The sequence below is a fragment of the Halalkalibaculum roseum genome, assembly GCF_011059145.1.
In the GTDB taxonomy this organism is placed as follows: Bacteria; Bacteroidota; Rhodothermia; order Balneolales; family Balneolaceae; genus Halalkalibaculum; species Halalkalibaculum roseum.
The window spans coordinates 1-17,292 of the sequence record NZ_JAALLT010000006.1 but is presented as its reverse complement, the minus strand read 5'-3'; the positions used below and the strand labels follow the sequence as shown (position 1 = coordinate 17,292).

Annotated in this window: 16 protein-coding genes and 1 tRNA gene; 9 read left to right on the top strand and 8 right to left on the bottom strand. The window is 41.8% G+C overall.

Annotated elements, in window-relative coordinates; genetic code table 11:
* Positions 1-52: 52 nt before the first annotated feature.
* Positions 53-919: a hypothetical protein gene (locus G3570_RS15820; protein WP_165143843.1), complete on the bottom strand. Its 867-nt coding sequence runs from the start codon at positions 917-919 to the stop codon at positions 53-55.
* A gap of 191 nt (positions 920-1,110) precedes the next feature.
* On the opposite strand from G3570_RS15820, the gene G3570_RS15815 reads away from it, so the two are divergent.
* The 9 genes from G3570_RS15815 to G3570_RS15775 all read left to right on the top strand — a co-directional run bounded on the left by G3570_RS15815 (position 1,111) and on the right by G3570_RS15775 (position 7,377).
* The gene (locus G3570_RS15815) at positions 1,111-1,503 is read left to right on the top strand and encodes a hypothetical protein (RefSeq protein WP_165143842.1); all 393 of its coding nucleotides are present in this window, start codon (positions 1,111-1,113) and stop codon (positions 1,501-1,503) included.
* An 18-nt stretch (positions 1,504-1,521) separates the two neighbouring features.
* Positions 1,522-2,394, top strand: a complete 873-nt coding sequence (prmC, locus tag G3570_RS15810; RefSeq protein WP_165143841.1) for a peptide chain release factor N(5)-glutamine methyltransferase — start codon at positions 1,522-1,524, stop codon at positions 2,392-2,394.
* 395 nt (positions 2,395-2,789) lie between these two features.
* Positions 2,790-4,235: a chromosomal replication initiator protein DnaA gene (dnaA, locus tag G3570_RS15805; RefSeq protein ID WP_249067218.1), complete on the top strand. Its 1,446-nt coding sequence runs from the start codon at positions 2,790-2,792 to the stop codon at positions 4,233-4,235.
* Positions 4,236-4,402: 167 nt separating this feature from the next.
* Complete coding sequence (gene folB, locus G3570_RS15800) at positions 4,403-4,762, top strand: dihydroneopterin aldolase (RefSeq protein WP_165143840.1); 360 nt, start codon at positions 4,403-4,405, stop codon at positions 4,760-4,762.
* Positions 4,750-5,244 (top strand): 2-amino-4-hydroxy-6-hydroxymethyldihydropteridine diphosphokinase, encoded by a 495-nt coding sequence (folK, locus tag G3570_RS15795; RefSeq protein WP_165143839.1) that lies wholly within the window; start codon positions 4,750-4,752, stop codon positions 5,242-5,244. The genes folB and folK overlap by 13 nt, the downstream gene beginning before the upstream one ends.
* Position 5,245: 1 nt before the next feature.
* Positions 5,246-5,890, top strand: coding sequence for a deoxynucleoside kinase (locus G3570_RS15790; RefSeq protein WP_165143838.1), 645 nt, complete (start codon positions 5,246-5,248; stop codon positions 5,888-5,890).
* A 2-nt stretch (positions 5,891-5,892) separates the two neighbouring features.
* Positions 5,893-6,183, top strand: coding sequence for a hypothetical protein (locus G3570_RS15785; protein ID WP_165143837.1), 291 nt, complete (start codon positions 5,893-5,895; stop codon positions 6,181-6,183).
* A gap of 201 nt (positions 6,184-6,384) precedes the next feature.
* The gene (locus G3570_RS15780; protein WP_165143836.1) at positions 6,385-6,930 is read left to right on the top strand and encodes a tetratricopeptide repeat protein; all 546 of its coding nucleotides are present in this window, start codon (positions 6,385-6,387) and stop codon (positions 6,928-6,930) included.
* Positions 6,931-7,293: 363 nt separating this feature from the next.
* Positions 7,294-7,377 (top strand) — tRNA-Leu (locus tag G3570_RS15775).
* A gap of 334 nt (positions 7,378-7,711) precedes the next feature.
* Here G3570_RS15775 and G3570_RS15770 read toward each other — a convergent pair.
* From G3570_RS15770 to G3570_RS15740, 7 genes are all read right to left on the bottom strand, one after another.
* Positions 7,712-9,958 (bottom strand): tetratricopeptide repeat protein, encoded by a 2,247-nt coding sequence (locus G3570_RS15770; protein WP_165143835.1) that lies wholly within the window; start codon positions 9,956-9,958, stop codon positions 7,712-7,714.
* Between the two features lie 121 nt (positions 9,959-10,079).
* Complete coding sequence (locus tag G3570_RS15765; protein WP_165143834.1) at positions 10,080-11,702, bottom strand: arylsulfatase; 1,623 nt, start codon at positions 11,700-11,702, stop codon at positions 10,080-10,082.
* A 12-nt stretch (positions 11,703-11,714) separates the two neighbouring features.
* Positions 11,715-12,815, bottom strand: a complete 1,101-nt coding sequence (locus tag G3570_RS15760) for an endo-1,4-beta-xylanase (protein WP_165143833.1) — start codon at positions 12,813-12,815, stop codon at positions 11,715-11,717.
* Between the two features lie 19 nt (positions 12,816-12,834).
* Positions 12,835-13,674: an alpha/beta hydrolase gene (locus tag G3570_RS15755; RefSeq protein WP_165143832.1), complete on the bottom strand. Its 840-nt coding sequence runs from the start codon at positions 13,672-13,674 to the stop codon at positions 12,835-12,837.
* The gene (locus G3570_RS15750) at positions 13,667-15,355 is read right to left on the bottom strand and encodes a sulfatase-like hydrolase/transferase (RefSeq protein ID WP_165143831.1); all 1,689 of its coding nucleotides are present in this window, start codon (positions 15,353-15,355) and stop codon (positions 13,667-13,669) included. The genes G3570_RS15755 and G3570_RS15750 overlap by 8 nt, the downstream gene beginning before the upstream one ends.
* Before the next feature lie 31 nt (positions 15,356-15,386).
* Positions 15,387-16,808 (bottom strand): sulfatase, encoded by a 1,422-nt coding sequence (locus tag G3570_RS15745; RefSeq protein ID WP_165143830.1) that lies wholly within the window; start codon positions 16,806-16,808, stop codon positions 15,387-15,389.
* A gap of 9 nt (positions 16,809-16,817) precedes the next feature.
* A partial coding sequence (locus G3570_RS15740; protein WP_249067215.1) for a sulfatase/phosphatase domain-containing protein occupies positions 16,818-17,292 on the bottom strand: 475 nt, incomplete at its 5' end.

Genomic DNA, 17,292 nt, shown 5'->3' with positions numbered 1-17,292 from the left:
TAATACCCACTCACTCAACAATTCAACTATTCACCGACTCAACAATTAATTCCTACCACATGCCACCGAACTTAATGCTGATCTGCGGAGTGCCGAAATATTTCTGAGCATCAAAATAAGGTTCAATTGCATCCGGATTTATGACGCCTATCCCGAGCTGCTCATCAAAGATGTAAGCATCATTCCCGGAACCGACTCGTCGCGGTTCCATAATCTGTAGGCCTTGGCTGAAATAGTAGAAAAAGTAGCCGAACTCAACAGTCGTTTGGCTCTTGAAATTTTCTCCCAGGGTAACACCAACTTTCAATTCACCTGAAAAACCCCATTCCGTGTCACCATCCTTCCAGCCGGTAAAGAAATCGTTGACCTCTTCCACGGGACGGATAAATCCATTTGGGTCGATTATCGTCGTTCGTAAACCATTATTGTCGGAGTCATTGATATAGGGATACACAAAGGCCATCGCAGGACCGCCGGATCCTGCTACAAAAAACCGGAAGTTATCAGCGATCGATTCGGCAAAAAGGCGTCGCTCTACTCCGAACAGGAACGGAAAACCCAGTGCTCTTTGATATTTGTTGGGGATCGTACGCTGACCGGTAAAAAAGTCCTGAAAATTCTGTTCACTCACATCGCGAATTCCCGTGATTCCGGTTTGAAAGGTCAGCTCTGTATAAGGTCCGACCACCCGGGAATACTGTCCCCCGATAGAGAAACCAAAATTATTGAGCATGACATCAAATTCAAGCGCATTATGAAAACCTTCGCTGAGAGGGGTACGAGGTCGGTCTACCTTACGTACGTCAGGTTCCTTAAGCTGGGCTTGGGTTACCTGAAGACCGAATACTGCCAGCAAAAGCACCAGCAAAGGAATACTTTTAAGAGATATGGGATAAAGCTTCATAGAATTTCCGGACATGAATGATTACACGTTATATAGACTCTAATATTAGTAAACACGCAGAAGAGAAAAAAATTATACGCATATTTTTAATTCTATCAGAATTGTCATCTTAATCTGATCTTATATTTGACTATTGTTATATTAAGGCGTTTATTCAGGCTGTTTAAGCATCTAGCTCATCCTACAAAATACGAATCGAATTTATTATGAAATCTGTCAGCAAGTATCTTGTTTATGGTCCAGCGGATACACTCCGGAGGATACCTGCCAATCTATTTAAAAGCCAGGAACCGAAGTATCTCTACAAGTATGAATCTTCCAGTTCCAGCGACACTGTTCACGTAGCAGTATACGAGCAATACGAAAAGCAAATTAACGCCAGTGTAACCCTGACCGTCATCATTGAATTTACCGGGAAAGAGACCCGTATAGAAATCAAGAAGACCGGCGGACGCATGGGCTTTCGTGGCAGCTCGCTCGACGAGGAAAAACGTACCATCGACGACGAGGTTATTGATTTCATTCTCGACTTCACCAAGAGATATGGTCTGACGGTACAGGAAGTTCAGGAACAAGAAGAAACCGAAGAAGACTCCTAATCCATACCCAAATTCTGAATGAGCACCAAGCTCAAGGACTGGACTGTTCTGTCCATGCTGGAGTGGGGAACAGAATACTTTAAGGAAAGAGGCATCCCCGATCCACGCCTAAGCATCGAATGGCTTCTTGCGGAGACCCTGCAAGTGAAGCGTCTCGATCTATATCTTAAATTCGACCGCCCCCTATCGCAAACGGAACTCGATAACATACGTCCTTTGGTCAAGAGAAGGGCAAAACACGAGCCTCTTCAATATATCCTGGGCTACACCGAATTTATGAATGCCCATATCACGGTATCTCCCGAAGTACTCATCCCGAGGATAGAGACTGAACAGCTGGTTGAGATTCTGCTGGATGATCACCCTTCTGACGAAGGATCCGAGGAGAAAAAGGTAATCGATATCGGTACCGGATCGGGTTGCATTCCCATCGCCCTTAAGATGGAGCGCCCCGACTGGCAGGTGGATGCACTCGATATCTCCAAAGAGGCAATTCGCATAGCAAGGGAGAATGCCGAAAACAACGAGGTAGATGTAAACTTCATCAGCGGCAACATCCTGCAGTGGAAAGAACTTCCGCTTGAAGGGAGCTACGACATCATCATTTCCAATCCTCCCTATGTCTTACCCGAAGAAAAAGAGGAGCTTGAAGAGCAGGTTGTCCGGCACGAACCTTCGCTTGCACTTTTTTGCGACAATCTTGAAAAAATGTATGGAAGTGTGATCCGATTTTCTGAGAAATATTTGCAAGACCAGGGTATGCTCTACCTTGAAGTGCACGAAAAATATGGAGAGCAAATTCAGCAGCTTTTTGACGATACCCGGTGGGAAACCTCCCTTCTCAAAGATTATGATAAGAAACCCCGTTTCATCATCGCAAAACTTGCCTAGCAGACCTGAAACGGACTTAATAATTTTCATATTTCCGGAAATTAAATTTGGACTTTTTAACATTATTTACTTGTGTGGATAACTTGTTGAAAACTTTTTTTATTCCCGCCTCCCCCTGTTAGGTAAAGGTAAAATCAATGTTAGGGCAATATTACGGGGTGTCAAGTGCGATTGGAAAGAAATCCCAAATAAGTGTCAATCCTTTGCCTCCCATGCACTTATATTGTTTAGAGAAATGTGGATAACTTTTGGATAACCCCCGAATATTTTTTTGACATCTGTCTAGGAAATTATCATCTTCGTTCGAGCCGCTATGAGATTGATGATAATTTTGTGTGGATAACTGCAAGCTCTCTTTGCAATGAACTTTTAATTTTTTTGGAGGTCACGGGATTTTGAGTACAATTTCTGCTGAAACTGCGTGGGAGCAGTGTCTGGAAATTATACAAGACAATATTAGCTATCAGAAGTATAAATCTTGGTTCGAGCCGATCCAACCGATTAAGCTCGAAAATAATACCTTAACTATACAGGTACCGAGTCAGTTCTGGTACGAGTGGCTGGAAGAACACTACTATAGTATGCTCCGGTCAACGTTGGCTAAAGTTTTGGGAGATGAGGGAAAACTCGAATACTCCGTTGTTCTTGAAAAGTCCAATAATGAGAGCGATACTCGTTCCGTTAGACTTCCCCAGCGGCCCATGCCCCCTTCTAAGGAACAGGATCTGGACGGGTATGCCGATTACAGTCCTGGGAAAATTGAAAATCCCTTTGTCATTCCCGGTATCCGAAAGACGAAGATTGATTCCAATCTCAACAACAGTTACGTCTTTGACCGTTATATAGAAGGTGACTGCAACAGGCTGGCACGTTCCGCTGCTATGGCAATTGCTGAAAACCCGGGAAGCAACTCCTTCAACCCTTTTTTCATTTATGGGGGGACCGGTCTGGGCAAGACCCACCTCATCCAGAGTATTGGCAATAAGATCAAGCAGGAGCACGGCAATGAGATCGCCGTGATGTATATCTCTTCCGAGGGATTCACCAACGAGTTTGTTCAGGCCATTCGGAATAACCGGGCCAGCGAGTTTACCATGTTCTACCGGCAGATCGATGTGCTGATTGTAGATGACATCCAGTTTTTCAGCGGAAAGGAGAAAACCCAGGAGGAGTTCTTCCATATTTTCAACGCCCTTCACCAGGATGGTAAGCAACTTATATTAAGCAGTGATCGCGCACCTCGTGAAATCTCCGATATTGAAGAACGCCTGATCTCCCGCTTCAGCTGGGGACTCAGTGCCGACCTTCAGATGCCGGAGTACGAAACACGCTATGCCATCCTGGAACGAAAAGCGAGCGATAACGGCATTGAACTCTCCCACGACATCCTCGAATTCATCGCTCACAACTTCAAGTCTAACGTGCGCGACCTGGAAGGCGCCATCATAAAGCTCTTGGCTCACGCCTCCCTGCAGCATGTCGACGAACTCGATCTGAAAATGGCCAAGCGTGTGCTCAAGGATATGGTCAAGGAGTCGAACACTCAGATCTCCATCGAATCCATACAAAACTATGTGTGCGACTATTTCGGCATCGATACCAATAAGGTACGTGAGAAAACTCGCAAGCAGGAAATTGTGGAAGCCCGCCAGATTGCCATGTACCTTGCCAAACAGTTCACCGATTCCAGTCTGAAAACTATCGGACTTCATTTCGGCGGCCGTGATCACTCAACCGTCATCCACGCCATCTCAACAGTAGAAGAACGGATGCAGACCAGCAACAAGCACAAGCGCATCGTTGATGAACTTCACCAGAAGATTGAAGTAGCAAGCTTGTAATAAGAATTGAGGGATTGATTTACTGATTTACTGAGTGAATTAGGAATTAGGAATTAAGAATGAAGGGTCATTGTTTATTCACCATTTCTGTTTCCTTTGTATTTGTCTACTTCAAAACTTTATTTAGCCCATAATTCGTAATTCATAATTCCTAATTCGTGATTTCCATGGATAAATTGACGCTTAAAGGTCTTCGCTTCCATGCCCCGCATGGGTATTACGAGGAGGAGCGTATAGAGGGCAATGATTTTGAGGTAGACCTTGTGTTTTATGCGGATCTTTCAGAGGCGGGACGAAGCGATGATCTAAGTCAAACCATCGACTACCAAAAAGCGGAAACCGCGGTAAAAAATATTATGGAAGGAACTTCGGTAAAATTGATCGAGACCCTAACACTGCGAATCGGAGAACAGGTATTTGAAACATTCCCAAACCTGCAAAAACTGGAAGTGAGCGTGCGCAAAATGGAACCTCCCATTGAAACCAAAGCCGAATATTCCGAAGTACAGATGACATGGACGAGGTAGAAGTAGTCGTAGCAGTAGGTTCTAATGTGGGCGACCGTCGTCAGCATCTCTCCGATGCCAAATCTTTTCTAAGTTCGGTATCCGACCAACCCATTCGAAGCTCCTCGGTGTACCTGACCGAACCGGTGGGTCCCTCGTCCCGCTTTTTTCTGAATGCCGCCGTTGAAATTACTACTGAGCTCGACCCGGAAAAGCTGATCAAAAAGTTCAAAAACTTTGAGCAGGAACACGGTCGTTCGGCTGACCAGCCCAGGTGGAGCGCACGGACCATCGACCTGGATATTATTTCATATGGCAACTTGGTGATTCACAAGGATAACCTTATTATTCCGCATCCTGAATATCGGAACCGGTTATTTGTGTTGAAGCCGCTTGAAGAGCTGCACGAAAACTGGCAGGATCCCGAGACCGGGGAATCCATTTCAAAATTAATTACGAGTGCACCGCCCCTGAAAATGAAGAAAACTGAATTGACCTGGTAAGATGGAAAATCAATTTGAGTTTATTGCAATAGAAGGGGTTATCGGGGTCGGCAAAACTTCCCTTGCCAAGTTGCTGACCAAGCGCCACGATGCCCGCCTGGTATTGGAACAATTTGAAGACAATCCCTTCCTGCCCAAGTTTTATGAAGACAAGGAGCGTTATGCCTTTCCCACACAGATGGCTTTCCTTGCAAGCCGCTTCAAGCAACAGCAGAAGATGCTCAGTAAAGACCTCTTCCAGCAGCTGACTATCTCCGACTATATTTTTGAGAAGGATCGCATTTTCGCACGGCTCAATCTCGAAGACGATGAACTGGCCCTGTACGACTCCATCTTCAACATCATGACCGGGATCTCTGCCACGCCCGATCTCATCATCTACCTGCAATCTTCCGTCGACCGGCTAATGGAAAACATTCGCCAGCGAGACCGCGATTACGAACGTCATATCTCCGCCGACTATCTTAAGGATCTGAGTGAAGCCTACAACCATTTCTTTTATCACTACAATAAATCACCGCTTATGATCATTAATACATCGGAGATTGATTTTGTAAGTAATGAAAAACATTTAGATTACATAGAAGAGCAGATTTTTAATCAGCCTATCAGAGGCAATACGCATATTCATATTATTCCCGATTAAACATGTTTTTAAAGACCTTAGCATTTATCGTATTGATGTACCTGCTGGTGAAGTTTGTCAGCAGGCTCTTCCTGCCGGGCGGGCGGAAGAAAAACAGCAATGCCCGGATGTTTTACCAGGTGTTCAAAAATATTCGTGAACAGAAGAAACGCCACGAAGAACAGCAGCGCCGTCAATCCAAACCCGGCGGCCGTTTTGACAATGTAGAGGAAGCGGAGTTCGAAGAGGTTACAGAAGTAGAGCCCGAACCGGAGACAGATTCGAATTCCAAGTCCAGCTCATCCGATCGTTAATATTTTAGGGTTTTCAGCTTTCTGACGTCGGCTTTCAGCTTTTCCAACCTATTAAACAATACTCCCATGATATCTGTGAAAACCCACAGTATCCGCATCATCCGTATGCTATAAAGATGCTAAAACAATTATGCTTTCGTGCCCTAAATCCCTTATTTTTAACGGCATTGGAAATATTTTAAAATAAGCCGATTCAATTTAATGAACTACGAAGAACAACTGGAAGAAGGATTAGCCTTGCTCCGAGAAGGCGACTACGATCATGCACTTGATATATCCCGTCAGCTTCAAAAGATGGAACCGCAGCAAGCTGACGGATTCCACCTGGAGGCAATGGTTTTTCAGAAGCTGAACCAGTGGGAGAAAAGTGTGAAAGGACTTGAAAAAGCCATCGAACTGGAAGAGGAGCACAGCGGCTACTACAACCTCCGAGGTTTTGCCAATCTTCAGCTGGAAAACCTGGAAGAAGCGCGCGAAGATTTTGAAAAAGCCATTGACCTGGACGATTCACCTGCTGCGCATCGCAATCTGGTACTCTACAAGATCATGAGTGACAAGGGTAACGAAGCCATCAGCTACCTGCTGGATCGTATCAAAAATAATCCCAAGGATGTTGAGAACTGGATTTTGATGGGTGACCTCATGCATCGCGCCGGACAGTCAGCCAAGGCCAAAACCTATTACGAGCAGGCCCAGAAGATGGATCCCGAAAACGACTACGTTAAGGAACAGCTCGCCGAAATTTAAGATTTCGGCAAATCACAAAGGTCAAAAGACAAACACCAAACAAGTTTGAAATACTAATGAATTAAATCCGAAACATTTCAAATCAAGAACTTAGAAATTAGATGTTTCGAACATTCGTATTTTGAACCTCGAATTTGTTTGTATTTTGCAATTTGATATTTGTCATTTATCCAATAAAGCTTCTATATTTGGAGCCTTTCTGAAAATGTCCCTTAAGTCCTGGTGGCGGAATTGGTATCCGCCAGTTGGCGGATTGAAGAGGCAGTTCCCGGTAACTGTTTTGTGAAGGGAACCACAGAAAGGAATTTGATTTATTGAATATCCCTCACGCTAATTAGCTCAACGAAGCTTTAGCGTAGTTGAGCCCTGGTGGCGGAATTGGTAGACGCGCTGTCTTGAGGGGGCAGTTCCCTTCGGGGAGTGCTGGTTCGACTCCAGTCCAGGGCACTTTTTAAAGTACATTAATTGCCGTAAGTTGTTGTCTCGCAAGAGATTAACTTCTTACGGCTTTTTTTTATTGGTAAAACATTTCCGTTATAAACCTTACACTAACAATATTGGTTGGAAAATTAGATTGGCTACCACTTAAATCTCAACCTACTCTAAGGACTTTTATTTCTACCCCCATACCCTATAAAGTTATTTGATAGGAAACCAAACATTTGGCTAGGAGATCACATAGATACTAAAAAGAGGGTACAAAAAGTTGGACTATCACTTATATATTTGCTCACTAGAGTACTCAAAATGAATTCTGCAATCGATCTTAAGTCGAGTGTATTTACTCACTCCTTTGAATGATTAGATTTTGTAATTGTAGGAACCTTTGATTTTCAGGGGCAATTTCTAACAGTTTTTCAACATTGTATAGCGCCTTTTCATATTCTTTTTGCTGAAAATATAAAGTCACTAGACCATATAGATAATCAACATTATCAGGAGCCAACTCAAGAGCTTCTAAGTAAATTTCTTCTGCTCTTTCTGGCATATCTAATCTCTGCAATGATATAGCCCAGTTATATCTCAGTCTATGATTTTCGGGCATCAAGTTTGCCCCTTCTTCAAAATATTGAAGAGATTCTTTTAGATTATTTTGCTCTGCTTTAAGTAAAGCCATAGAATAATATGCGGGACCGTAACTAGGTTCTATTTCTAATACTTTATCCAATTGATCTTCCGATGCCTGATTCTGTCCAATCTGATTGTACAAATAAGCTAAATTTATTCTAGCAGGAAGAAACTCAGAGTCTTTTTTAATGGCTTCTTTGTATGCTTTTATGGCCTCATCAATTTTCCCACTTTTCTCGAAATACTGTCCCCTATTCATCTCTCCCTGGGGGAAATACCGATTAACATCCAAGTACTCTTCATACTCTTCTAGCGCTTTTTTAAAAGATTGTTTGGCAAAAGATGAGATATCAACGACTGTAAACTCAGTAAGTCCACTAATAGCTGCATTTCGAACAGAGCGTTCCTCATCATCAAGAAGATCTTGCAAGGGTAGCATTTTCATTTCGGAAGGCAAAGCTGATAGTGCTTTCGCACCGCTTAAACGAACTAATGCTGTTTCACTTTGGATGGCACTTTCAAGTATTTCCAAACTTTCCTCACTTGGAAATTGCCCTGTATACCAAACTGCAGTTGCACGTGCAATTTCAGGTTGACTTGTGTCCGCTATCAGAGCCTGCAGATCTGGAAGCGCCTTTACATCCAATGAGTCTGCTTTCAACAGGACATCTGAAAAATGTTTTGACCTGTTCGTCCCATACCATTCTTTTACCCAATTAGAAGCCCACTGAGGAGATTCACTTTCATGACAATTATTACAAGCATTTGGAACATCGTATAAAACACTTTGATCCGGCCGGGGTACTCTAAAACTGTGGTCACGTCGAAAATCAACTTCCATATAGAACCTGCCTGGCATATGACAGTTAATACATTGAGAGGCTTCAGTATTCAGCTTATGAAAATGATGTTCCGGACTATCATAACTGTTTTCATGGCAACTCATACACAAGGTATTGTCCTTAACATTCGCTTTCAGGTCAAGACTGTGAGGATCATGGCAATCGTTACATTTCACATCTTGTTTATACATTTTACTTTGTAAAAATGAACCATATACATAGACTTCCTCTTTAATTTGACCATCGGCAAAGTAGGATTCCGGATGGGGTAATGTCGGATTGAAATGATCTAAAAAATCTGTGTCGTGAGAATAGTCTGATGTCAATTTTTCACGCAATGAATGACACGGAGCACACTGTTTGATTAATTCTACTTGCGATGTTGTTTTCGTTGATAACAAATCTTCTCTAATCCTTTCAATAGTGGCCTCGGCAGCTTCTTCTGATTGCATAAAAGATACATGATCTCTTCCCCCGCCATGACATGACTCACAACTTACATTAATACTAGACCAAGTTGTATTAAATGAATCGGCTTCAGCAATATAGTTCTGTTGTAAATTCGTAGAATGGCAATCAGCACACATTGTATTCCAATTCATAGCCCCACCCGTCCAGTGTAACCAGTTCCCATGTTCAAGATCCTGTTCAGGGTTTAGGGCAAACCATTGCTTCTCTTGTGTATCCCAAGCAATATTTAGTGCCTGGTATTTGCCACTTCCAAAATCCAATAAATATTGTTGAAGTGGTTCCCATCCAAAGGTATAAGCAACTTCATAGCTACTATTTTTGCTTTCCAATCCTTCAGTTTCAACAAAGTATTTATCCGCTTTTTTATAAAATTTATAAGTAACTCCGTTGTGCCTAAAAACCTCTCCATTAAAATCACCTCTTACATAGTTAGAAGTCGCCTCATTCATAGCATAAAAATGATGGGACCCTTTCCACATCCTATACTGATCTGAATGACAAGAAGCACATTCCTGATCTCCAATGAATGGCGATTTAAAATCCAAGCCCTGATTTCTAGTATCGTTCTCCCTTGTGCCACAACTATAAACCAAACTTATCATCAAACTGAGGCTTATAATACTAAATAAAAGAAGTCTGTATTTCATGTGGTATGAAGATCCATTCAAGTATGACTAAGATATAAGGTACTAAGGTAGTGGTATATAATTACGGCAATTCCAACATTACTTATTAATCTGAATTAATTTCGAATGGAAATTGAAAATCTTAATTCTTACTGAAAGTAAAAGTAGCCCGTTTATTTAAAGGCATATTTCTAGCAACGCTATCTGATACTGCTCCCACCCTATTTGCCCAACTTTCATACATATTGGCCAATTTGTTAACGATTTCGATATTCTCACTAGCCAGATTATTCATTTCAGTTCGATCCTTCTTAATATTATATAACTCCCATGAATTTCCTCGTTCCGCAACCAGTTTCCAATCTCCCCATCTTACTGCACGACTCCCCTGAAATTCCCAGAAAAGTGGTTTTCGAACTTTTATAGAATCGTTACCAAGTGTTTCTACAATGCTACGACCCTCAATTGGTAACAAGCTTTTGCCATTAAAATCACTTGGAGATTCAACATTAATAAGTCCCAAAATAGTGGGCATCAAATCTACAATATGAACCGGTGTCCTTTCCAGCTCATTTTGCTCAAGTCCATTTGGCCATCGCATAATCAGAGGAGAAGCAATACCACCTTCATGCATCCACTGCTTATATTTCACAAAAGGTGTATTCGACACATTTGCCCACTCTACATTATAACTGCGTAAAGCATCACTAGGGCCTGGCATCTTATTTGGAGTTCTGTTAAAATCAAAAGGACACCCACCGTTATCGGAAAGAAACAATACAATAGTATTATCGCTTATTCCCTCTGTTTCCAGAACATCCATTAAACGACCTATTTGCTGATCCATCCGATCGATCATGCCGGCATAGGTAGCCATAAGTTTTTGTTCTTCTAACTTCTGCTTTGGTGTCAAAGTCTCCCAAGATGGAACAAGAGTGTCTCGTTCTGAAAGTGCCCAATCTTTATTGAGTAAACCTAGTTTTTTCATCCTTTTGAATCTTCCTATACGAATACTATCCCAGCCTGATTTATATACTTCTTGGTACCTGTCAATTTCTTCTTTTGGAACTTGAAGTGGAAAATGCGGCGCATTGTATGAAAGGTAGAGAAAAAAAGGTTTTGACTTATCTACTGCTTCGTTGACCTGTTCGATAGCATAATCTGTGAAATTATCTGTAGCATAAAAATTGTCAGGAACCTGATATTCTTCGGTCCCCATTCTCATGTAGTTATTCCCTGTCCCCCAATCTTCACCCGTATAGAAATTTATTGCACCTCCTAAAAAACCGAAAAATTGATTAAACCCGCGGTCAATAGGTGTATCCTCATCTTGCTTCCAATCACCGAGGTGCCACTTACCGGATATTATGGTTTCATATCCCACATCGCCCAAAACTTCTGGAAGAGTAATATTATTATCTGAACGTTTTAATAGGTCAGTTTGATGATGATATAAGCCTGTAAGCAAGGATGCTCTGGACTGTGAACATTTAGCAATGTTATAGAACTGTGTGAACGTAACTCCTTCCTTTGCCAACTTGTCAATATTTGGGGTCATGATTTCGGAGCCGTAAGCTCCGATATCACTGAACCCCAGATCATCGGCCATTATTAGTACTACATTTGGGCTAGTTTTGGTTTGTTTTTTATGCGTACTACAGCCGACAAATATTATTAAACAAATACCCAGGTACTGTAAAGAAATGAGAAGTCTCATTAAATTGATTGAACATACTTTGTCAAGTACAGTTTTTTTTTGCTTCATAATTAAGTCGCACTAATGATCTAATAACTCTTGTCTTATTCTGTAGTATGCCGGCTTTTTTTCAAAGTTATCAGTCCATAAGGTACCATCTAATTGTGGCCGTGCGGTTTCTTTAGGGCGCAAATTCCAAAAGTTTATGCCAATCATTCCATTCTTTCTTTTTTCAAGCAAGAGCTCAACAATTGCACCAAATGTTTCAGCTTGAGCCTCATAATCGCCTTCATGACCTTCCCGTAGCCAAACATTAAATTCAGTAATATGGAAAGCTAATCCGTGTTCATGACACCAATCAATAAACTCAGATAGGCGCTGCATATTTCCATTTTCTTTTTCCCACCCCATATTGATATGTGCCTGCCAGCCGATGCCATCGAGTCTAATATCGTTATCCCATAAATATTGGACCAATTGTTTCATTTTATCCCAAACAACTTCTTCAAATGCCCCATGCTGATTAATGATTTGCTTAATATTAGGGGCATGTTTGTTTGACAGCTTGAACGCTTTTTTTATGTAAATAGGCGGTTTCAACTCGTGAGAATTGTCATAGCCTAACTGCGGCCAGGGGTTCTCCCATTTATCTGTTCCGGGTTTTGGACCAAACCACCCACCATCAAAATCGATCGTTTCATTAACTACATCCATCCATTTAATATGATCATATTTATTATACCGTTGAGACAAAGCAGTCACATATTCTTCCATTAGTGGCCCCAATTCTTCGGCTGTGCGATGATCTTCTTTAACCCAATCTGAAACCTGGGGACTTATAGGAGAATGCATACGTATTATTTGACTATTCTCTTTAGCATTCGTTACCCAGTGATCCGGCCTGCTCCAATCCCATTCGCCCGGCTTCGGATGGATGACGGTCAACTTAAAATCATTTGATGGGGTAACATAGCCAAATTCCTTATTGAGAATCTCCTCCGACTGGGTACCTATCCGTCTTTCATGAGCTGCCATCCCAAAAATAAAATTATCTTGAGAATATCTTTTCTCTACAATATCTCTTAATCCTTCTTCATCCTCATTATTAGCAATCTCTTTTTGGGTCGCACAACCCATAAATACAGTTACCAAACAGAACAACAATAACTTATTGATATCCATAACTTATGTTTTAAGTGGTTCAACTTTTTGTAAGCTCTAATTCAATTAAAAATTCATGCATCTGTTGAATAGTTTTTTCTAGGTAGGGAGATCTATTGAAGAATCCATGCTCTTGACCTTCATACAATACCAGCTTACAAATGGAGCCGGCTGATTTCATTTCAGAGCAATATTCCTGCATAGATTCAACGGGGATTAGATTATCATCTGTACCCAGTAAAATCAGCGTAGGTGCTGTCCCTTTCTTAGTCTGATGAAAGGGTGAAAAAGAGGTATACTCTTTACCTACTCGTCTGAATCCATAACCACTCGGACCATTATCTAATACCCCGTTGAACAAAACCAATGCATCCACGTCGGTATCAACGCCCAAATCATCCGTTGGTTCATTATAACCTTCAACCATTTCCAATGATGCAGCCAAGTGGCCCCCTGCAGAGCCACCCGCTGCAATTACTTTTGAAGTATCAATCTGAAACTTATTTGCATTTACTTTGAGAAAACGAAGAGCAGATTTGGCATCCTTTAAGGATTCAAAAGGTGTTGAGTTGTGCTTTTTGCGAACCCGGTACTCAGGTAGTGCACAAATAAACCCATGATTTGAAAAATATTTGGCTTGTCTTAAGAAATGCTTGTAAGAGCCCTGATTCCATCCCCCGCCATGAAAGAATACAATCAGAGGCCATTGATCTTGTTTGTTATAGCTGTTTGGATAGGTGAAATAAATTGACAAACTCACCGAATCATCAACCGTTTTGAAGATAACACGATCAAGTTCATTCTGAGAATTCTGAGCAAAACCAGGTTTAAACAGCAGACTTAAAAATATAAATGAAAGCGTTATCGCGAGCTTACTCATAGTCAAACTCAACTATTTTGCTATCCCGATAACCTATTCTGTTTGCAATGGCGTATACAATATCTCCTTCACTCAACTCAAAAGGTTCTGTATAAAGCTTCCATCCACTATCAAGAGTCGGGTTCAGTTCCTTATCAGAAACGATAAAAGCAATTTCAGCACCTTTGGTTGAAGAACTTAGTGTAATTTTGTTCCCTTCTTGTTTGAAAACCGGTTTATTCGTTTCAGGTTGTTGCCCTTCCGGCCACATATTTTCTAGCATTTCTGTTTCCGGGATGAACCCTTTGTCTCCAATTCGTTTTTGCCAGTCCTCCAGTTCATTTCTCAATTCTGACAACTTCTCGGAATAGCTCGCATCATCGGCAAGATTATGAATATTATCCGGATCAGTTTTAGTGTCGTAAAGCTCTTCCTCGGCTTTTGGTGATTCAAACCAACGTCGTTCATACTCAGTAAGTTGATCTTCTTGCCTTAGTTCCAGTAAAGTTTTCATCATAGGTACCTGCTTCCTGTACGAGAGGTCTTTATAGGCAGGCAGAGAGGGATAAAAATTGCGGATATAAAGAAAGCGCTTATCTCGTACCGCTCTTCTCATATCTGTTACTTCATCAAAACGGTCACTGCTACCATATACATAGCTTCGCGGATCTGAAACTTTGTATTGCCCTAAAAAAGCATGTCCTTGCATATATTCAGGTGGTTTAATACCGGCCAATGAAAGGGTTGTAGGGGCCAAATCAACAAATGAAATGAGCTCATCAGTAAATCCGGTTTGCCTCCCATCGGGGAAACGTATCATAAAAGGTACCTTAAGTCCCGAATCATGAATATCGCGTTTACCGCGGGGCAGTGCTCCGCCATGATCACTGTAAAAAAATATGATAGTTTCATCCAGTAATCCGTCTTCTTGTAGTTCGTTTAGGATTTCTCCCACTTGTTGATCAAGTAATTCAATATTGGAATACTGTCTGGCTACATCTCGACGTACAACAGGATTGTCGGGAAAGTAAGCCGGAAGTGGCACCGAATCGGGATCTACGGTAAGCGGTAGATCCTTGTTCTTCCATATTCTAGACTCATGCGTGACATTAAGATTGAAAACTGAAAAAAATGGCTGGCCTTGCGCTCTACCGCTCCAATGAGCATCCCTACCATTTTCATCCCAAGCTGTCACAGGAGCAGCAAACTGGTAATCTGTCTTGGGATTATTGGTAGTATAATATCCTTCGGCCCTTAAATATTCCGTAAAGGGACGAACCTGCGGCGGAATAACCGCTGAGTATCTAGGTACCATGTTACCTTCAATATCTCTACGGTTCGTATTTTGCTCGTATTCCCTTCGTCCCCATCCCATTACATCCTTTCCCGTTCTCATATGTTGGGTACCGATTGAAACCGGATGCATTCCTGTGATAATAGAGGAGCGACTGGGGGCACAAACACCAACCGTTGTAAAGGCATTGGCAAATACCATACTTTCTTCAGCCATTTTATCAAAAACAGGCGTTTGGGCAGTCGAATCCCCATACATGGAAAGGTGAGGACTGATATCCTCGAATGTGATCCAAAGAATATTTGGTTTGCGGATTTGCTCAGATGATGGTGTCTGAGCGGTACAACTTTGAATAACCAGTAAATTTAAACCGGTTAGTACCCAAAACAATGTTCTTTTAAAATTCATTATGCCATGGTTACACTGTATGCTCCATTATTTAATCACTCCACTCATTCTTCCAATCTGAAAGAACCTTCATTAATTCTTCTGTCTTTTGAGGTATCTTCTTGGAAAGATCGTTTCGTTCTTTAATATCTTTAACAACATTGTAGAGTTGAACTTCGTCGCGGTCGAACCAGTGGATTAATTTATAGTCGCCAAGCCGGACAGCCGAGCTGTTGGTGTCTCCTGTCCCTTTTGGCCGAGCTCTTGGAGTATGCCAGAATATGGGCCCGCGATCTCCCTGTTTTTCCCCTTGCAGTATATTTACAAAACTCTGACCATCAACTTCCTTATCAGGACTTTCACCCAAAGCCATGTCTAGGAAGGTTGGATAATAATCAACGCCCGAAATGATTGCCTCCTCATTTACTCCCGGCTTGGTTACACCCGGCCATTTGACTAGGAGCGGTACTCTCACTCCTCCCTCGTAAAGCCAGCCTTTACCCGCACGTAGTGGAAAATTACTAGTTGCTAGATTCCTGTTTCTTGTTCCTTGGTTTGATAAGCCTCCATGATCTGAAGTGAAGACGATTATGGTATTTTCATCCAACCCAAGACTTTGAAGTCTATCTAAGAGTCTCCCAATATTCCAGTCCAGGTTCTTAATCATAGCAGCATAGGTTGGGTTATCCTGCCGCATTTTTGTTTTACCTGTACCCTCGAGGATATACTCTGGCAACGATCCGAAGTCATGATTAGCAATTACTTTCTTGAATTTTTTCCGAAGTGAGTCGGGAGCTTCCAATGGTTGGTGCACTGCGTAATGCGAAAGCATCAAGAAAAAAGGACGCGACTGGTTTTCTTCTATAAATCCGATAGCCTCATCAGTTAATCGATCATTTAGATATTCACCTTCTTCTCCTTCTTCAAGATCTGGAATCGGATCCTTTCCCTCTTTCCAGGGCTTTTCACTTGTATCATTATAGGGAAAGAAATAGTTGATTGGGGATCCGGCTTCACCAGCTGCAATACTTACATCAAAGCCCTTTCCTGCCGGGCCCAGTTCTTCACTACCCAAATGCCATTTCCCAATATAACCGGTTCTATACCCATTATTTGAAAGTTTATGTGCAAAGGTTTTGTCTTCTGGCAGCAAATCAAAGTTCTCAGCCGGCACTTTTGACCTGGCTGGAAAGATGCCCGTCATCATACCGTATCGTGAAGGAACGCAGCGAGGATGCGGTGCATAGGCTTGCTGGAAATCAAGGGACTGCTCAGCCAGCTTATCGATTTCAGGAGTTTTATAGATTTCTGATCCCTGATATTCCAAATCCATCCACCCGAGGTCATCTATCAAGATAAATACAATATTTGGTCGATCTTCTTTGGAGTCTAAGGTAACTGCTTCAAGAACAGTTAAACTCTGTACACCAAAGAAGACTAATATCAATAAACCATATCTTATCACTTTTTGCATAGTGCTAAATCAATTTTTGGGTGATTTTTCCGTTAAAAAATCTTTGAGCTGTTTCTTTAATTTTTTGGCAGTATCCTGGTAATCTTCACTTTCAACTACATTTATCGACTCAAGGGGATCTTTCTTGTAATCGTATAACTCACGAGCTACAATATTTCGGTTTTTATAAGGCTTATAACTTCTATAATCATTCTTGTGCCATTCGACGTAGCGATAGCGGTCATTACGGAGCGCATAACCCATTCGGTGCTTTCCCCTGCGGTACTGACTGATAGCAAAATCTTTCACCCTTTCCTTATCCCCGTTCATAACCGGTACCAAGCTTTTCCCATCCAATGATTGTGGGGTTTCAATATTGGACAAATCCGTTAATGTGGGAAAGAGATCTACAAATTCAGTTGGGGAGTCCACTTTAATATTACTTTCCACACCTGGAGCTGATATGATCATCGGTGATCTAGTAGCTTGTTCAAAATTTGAGTGT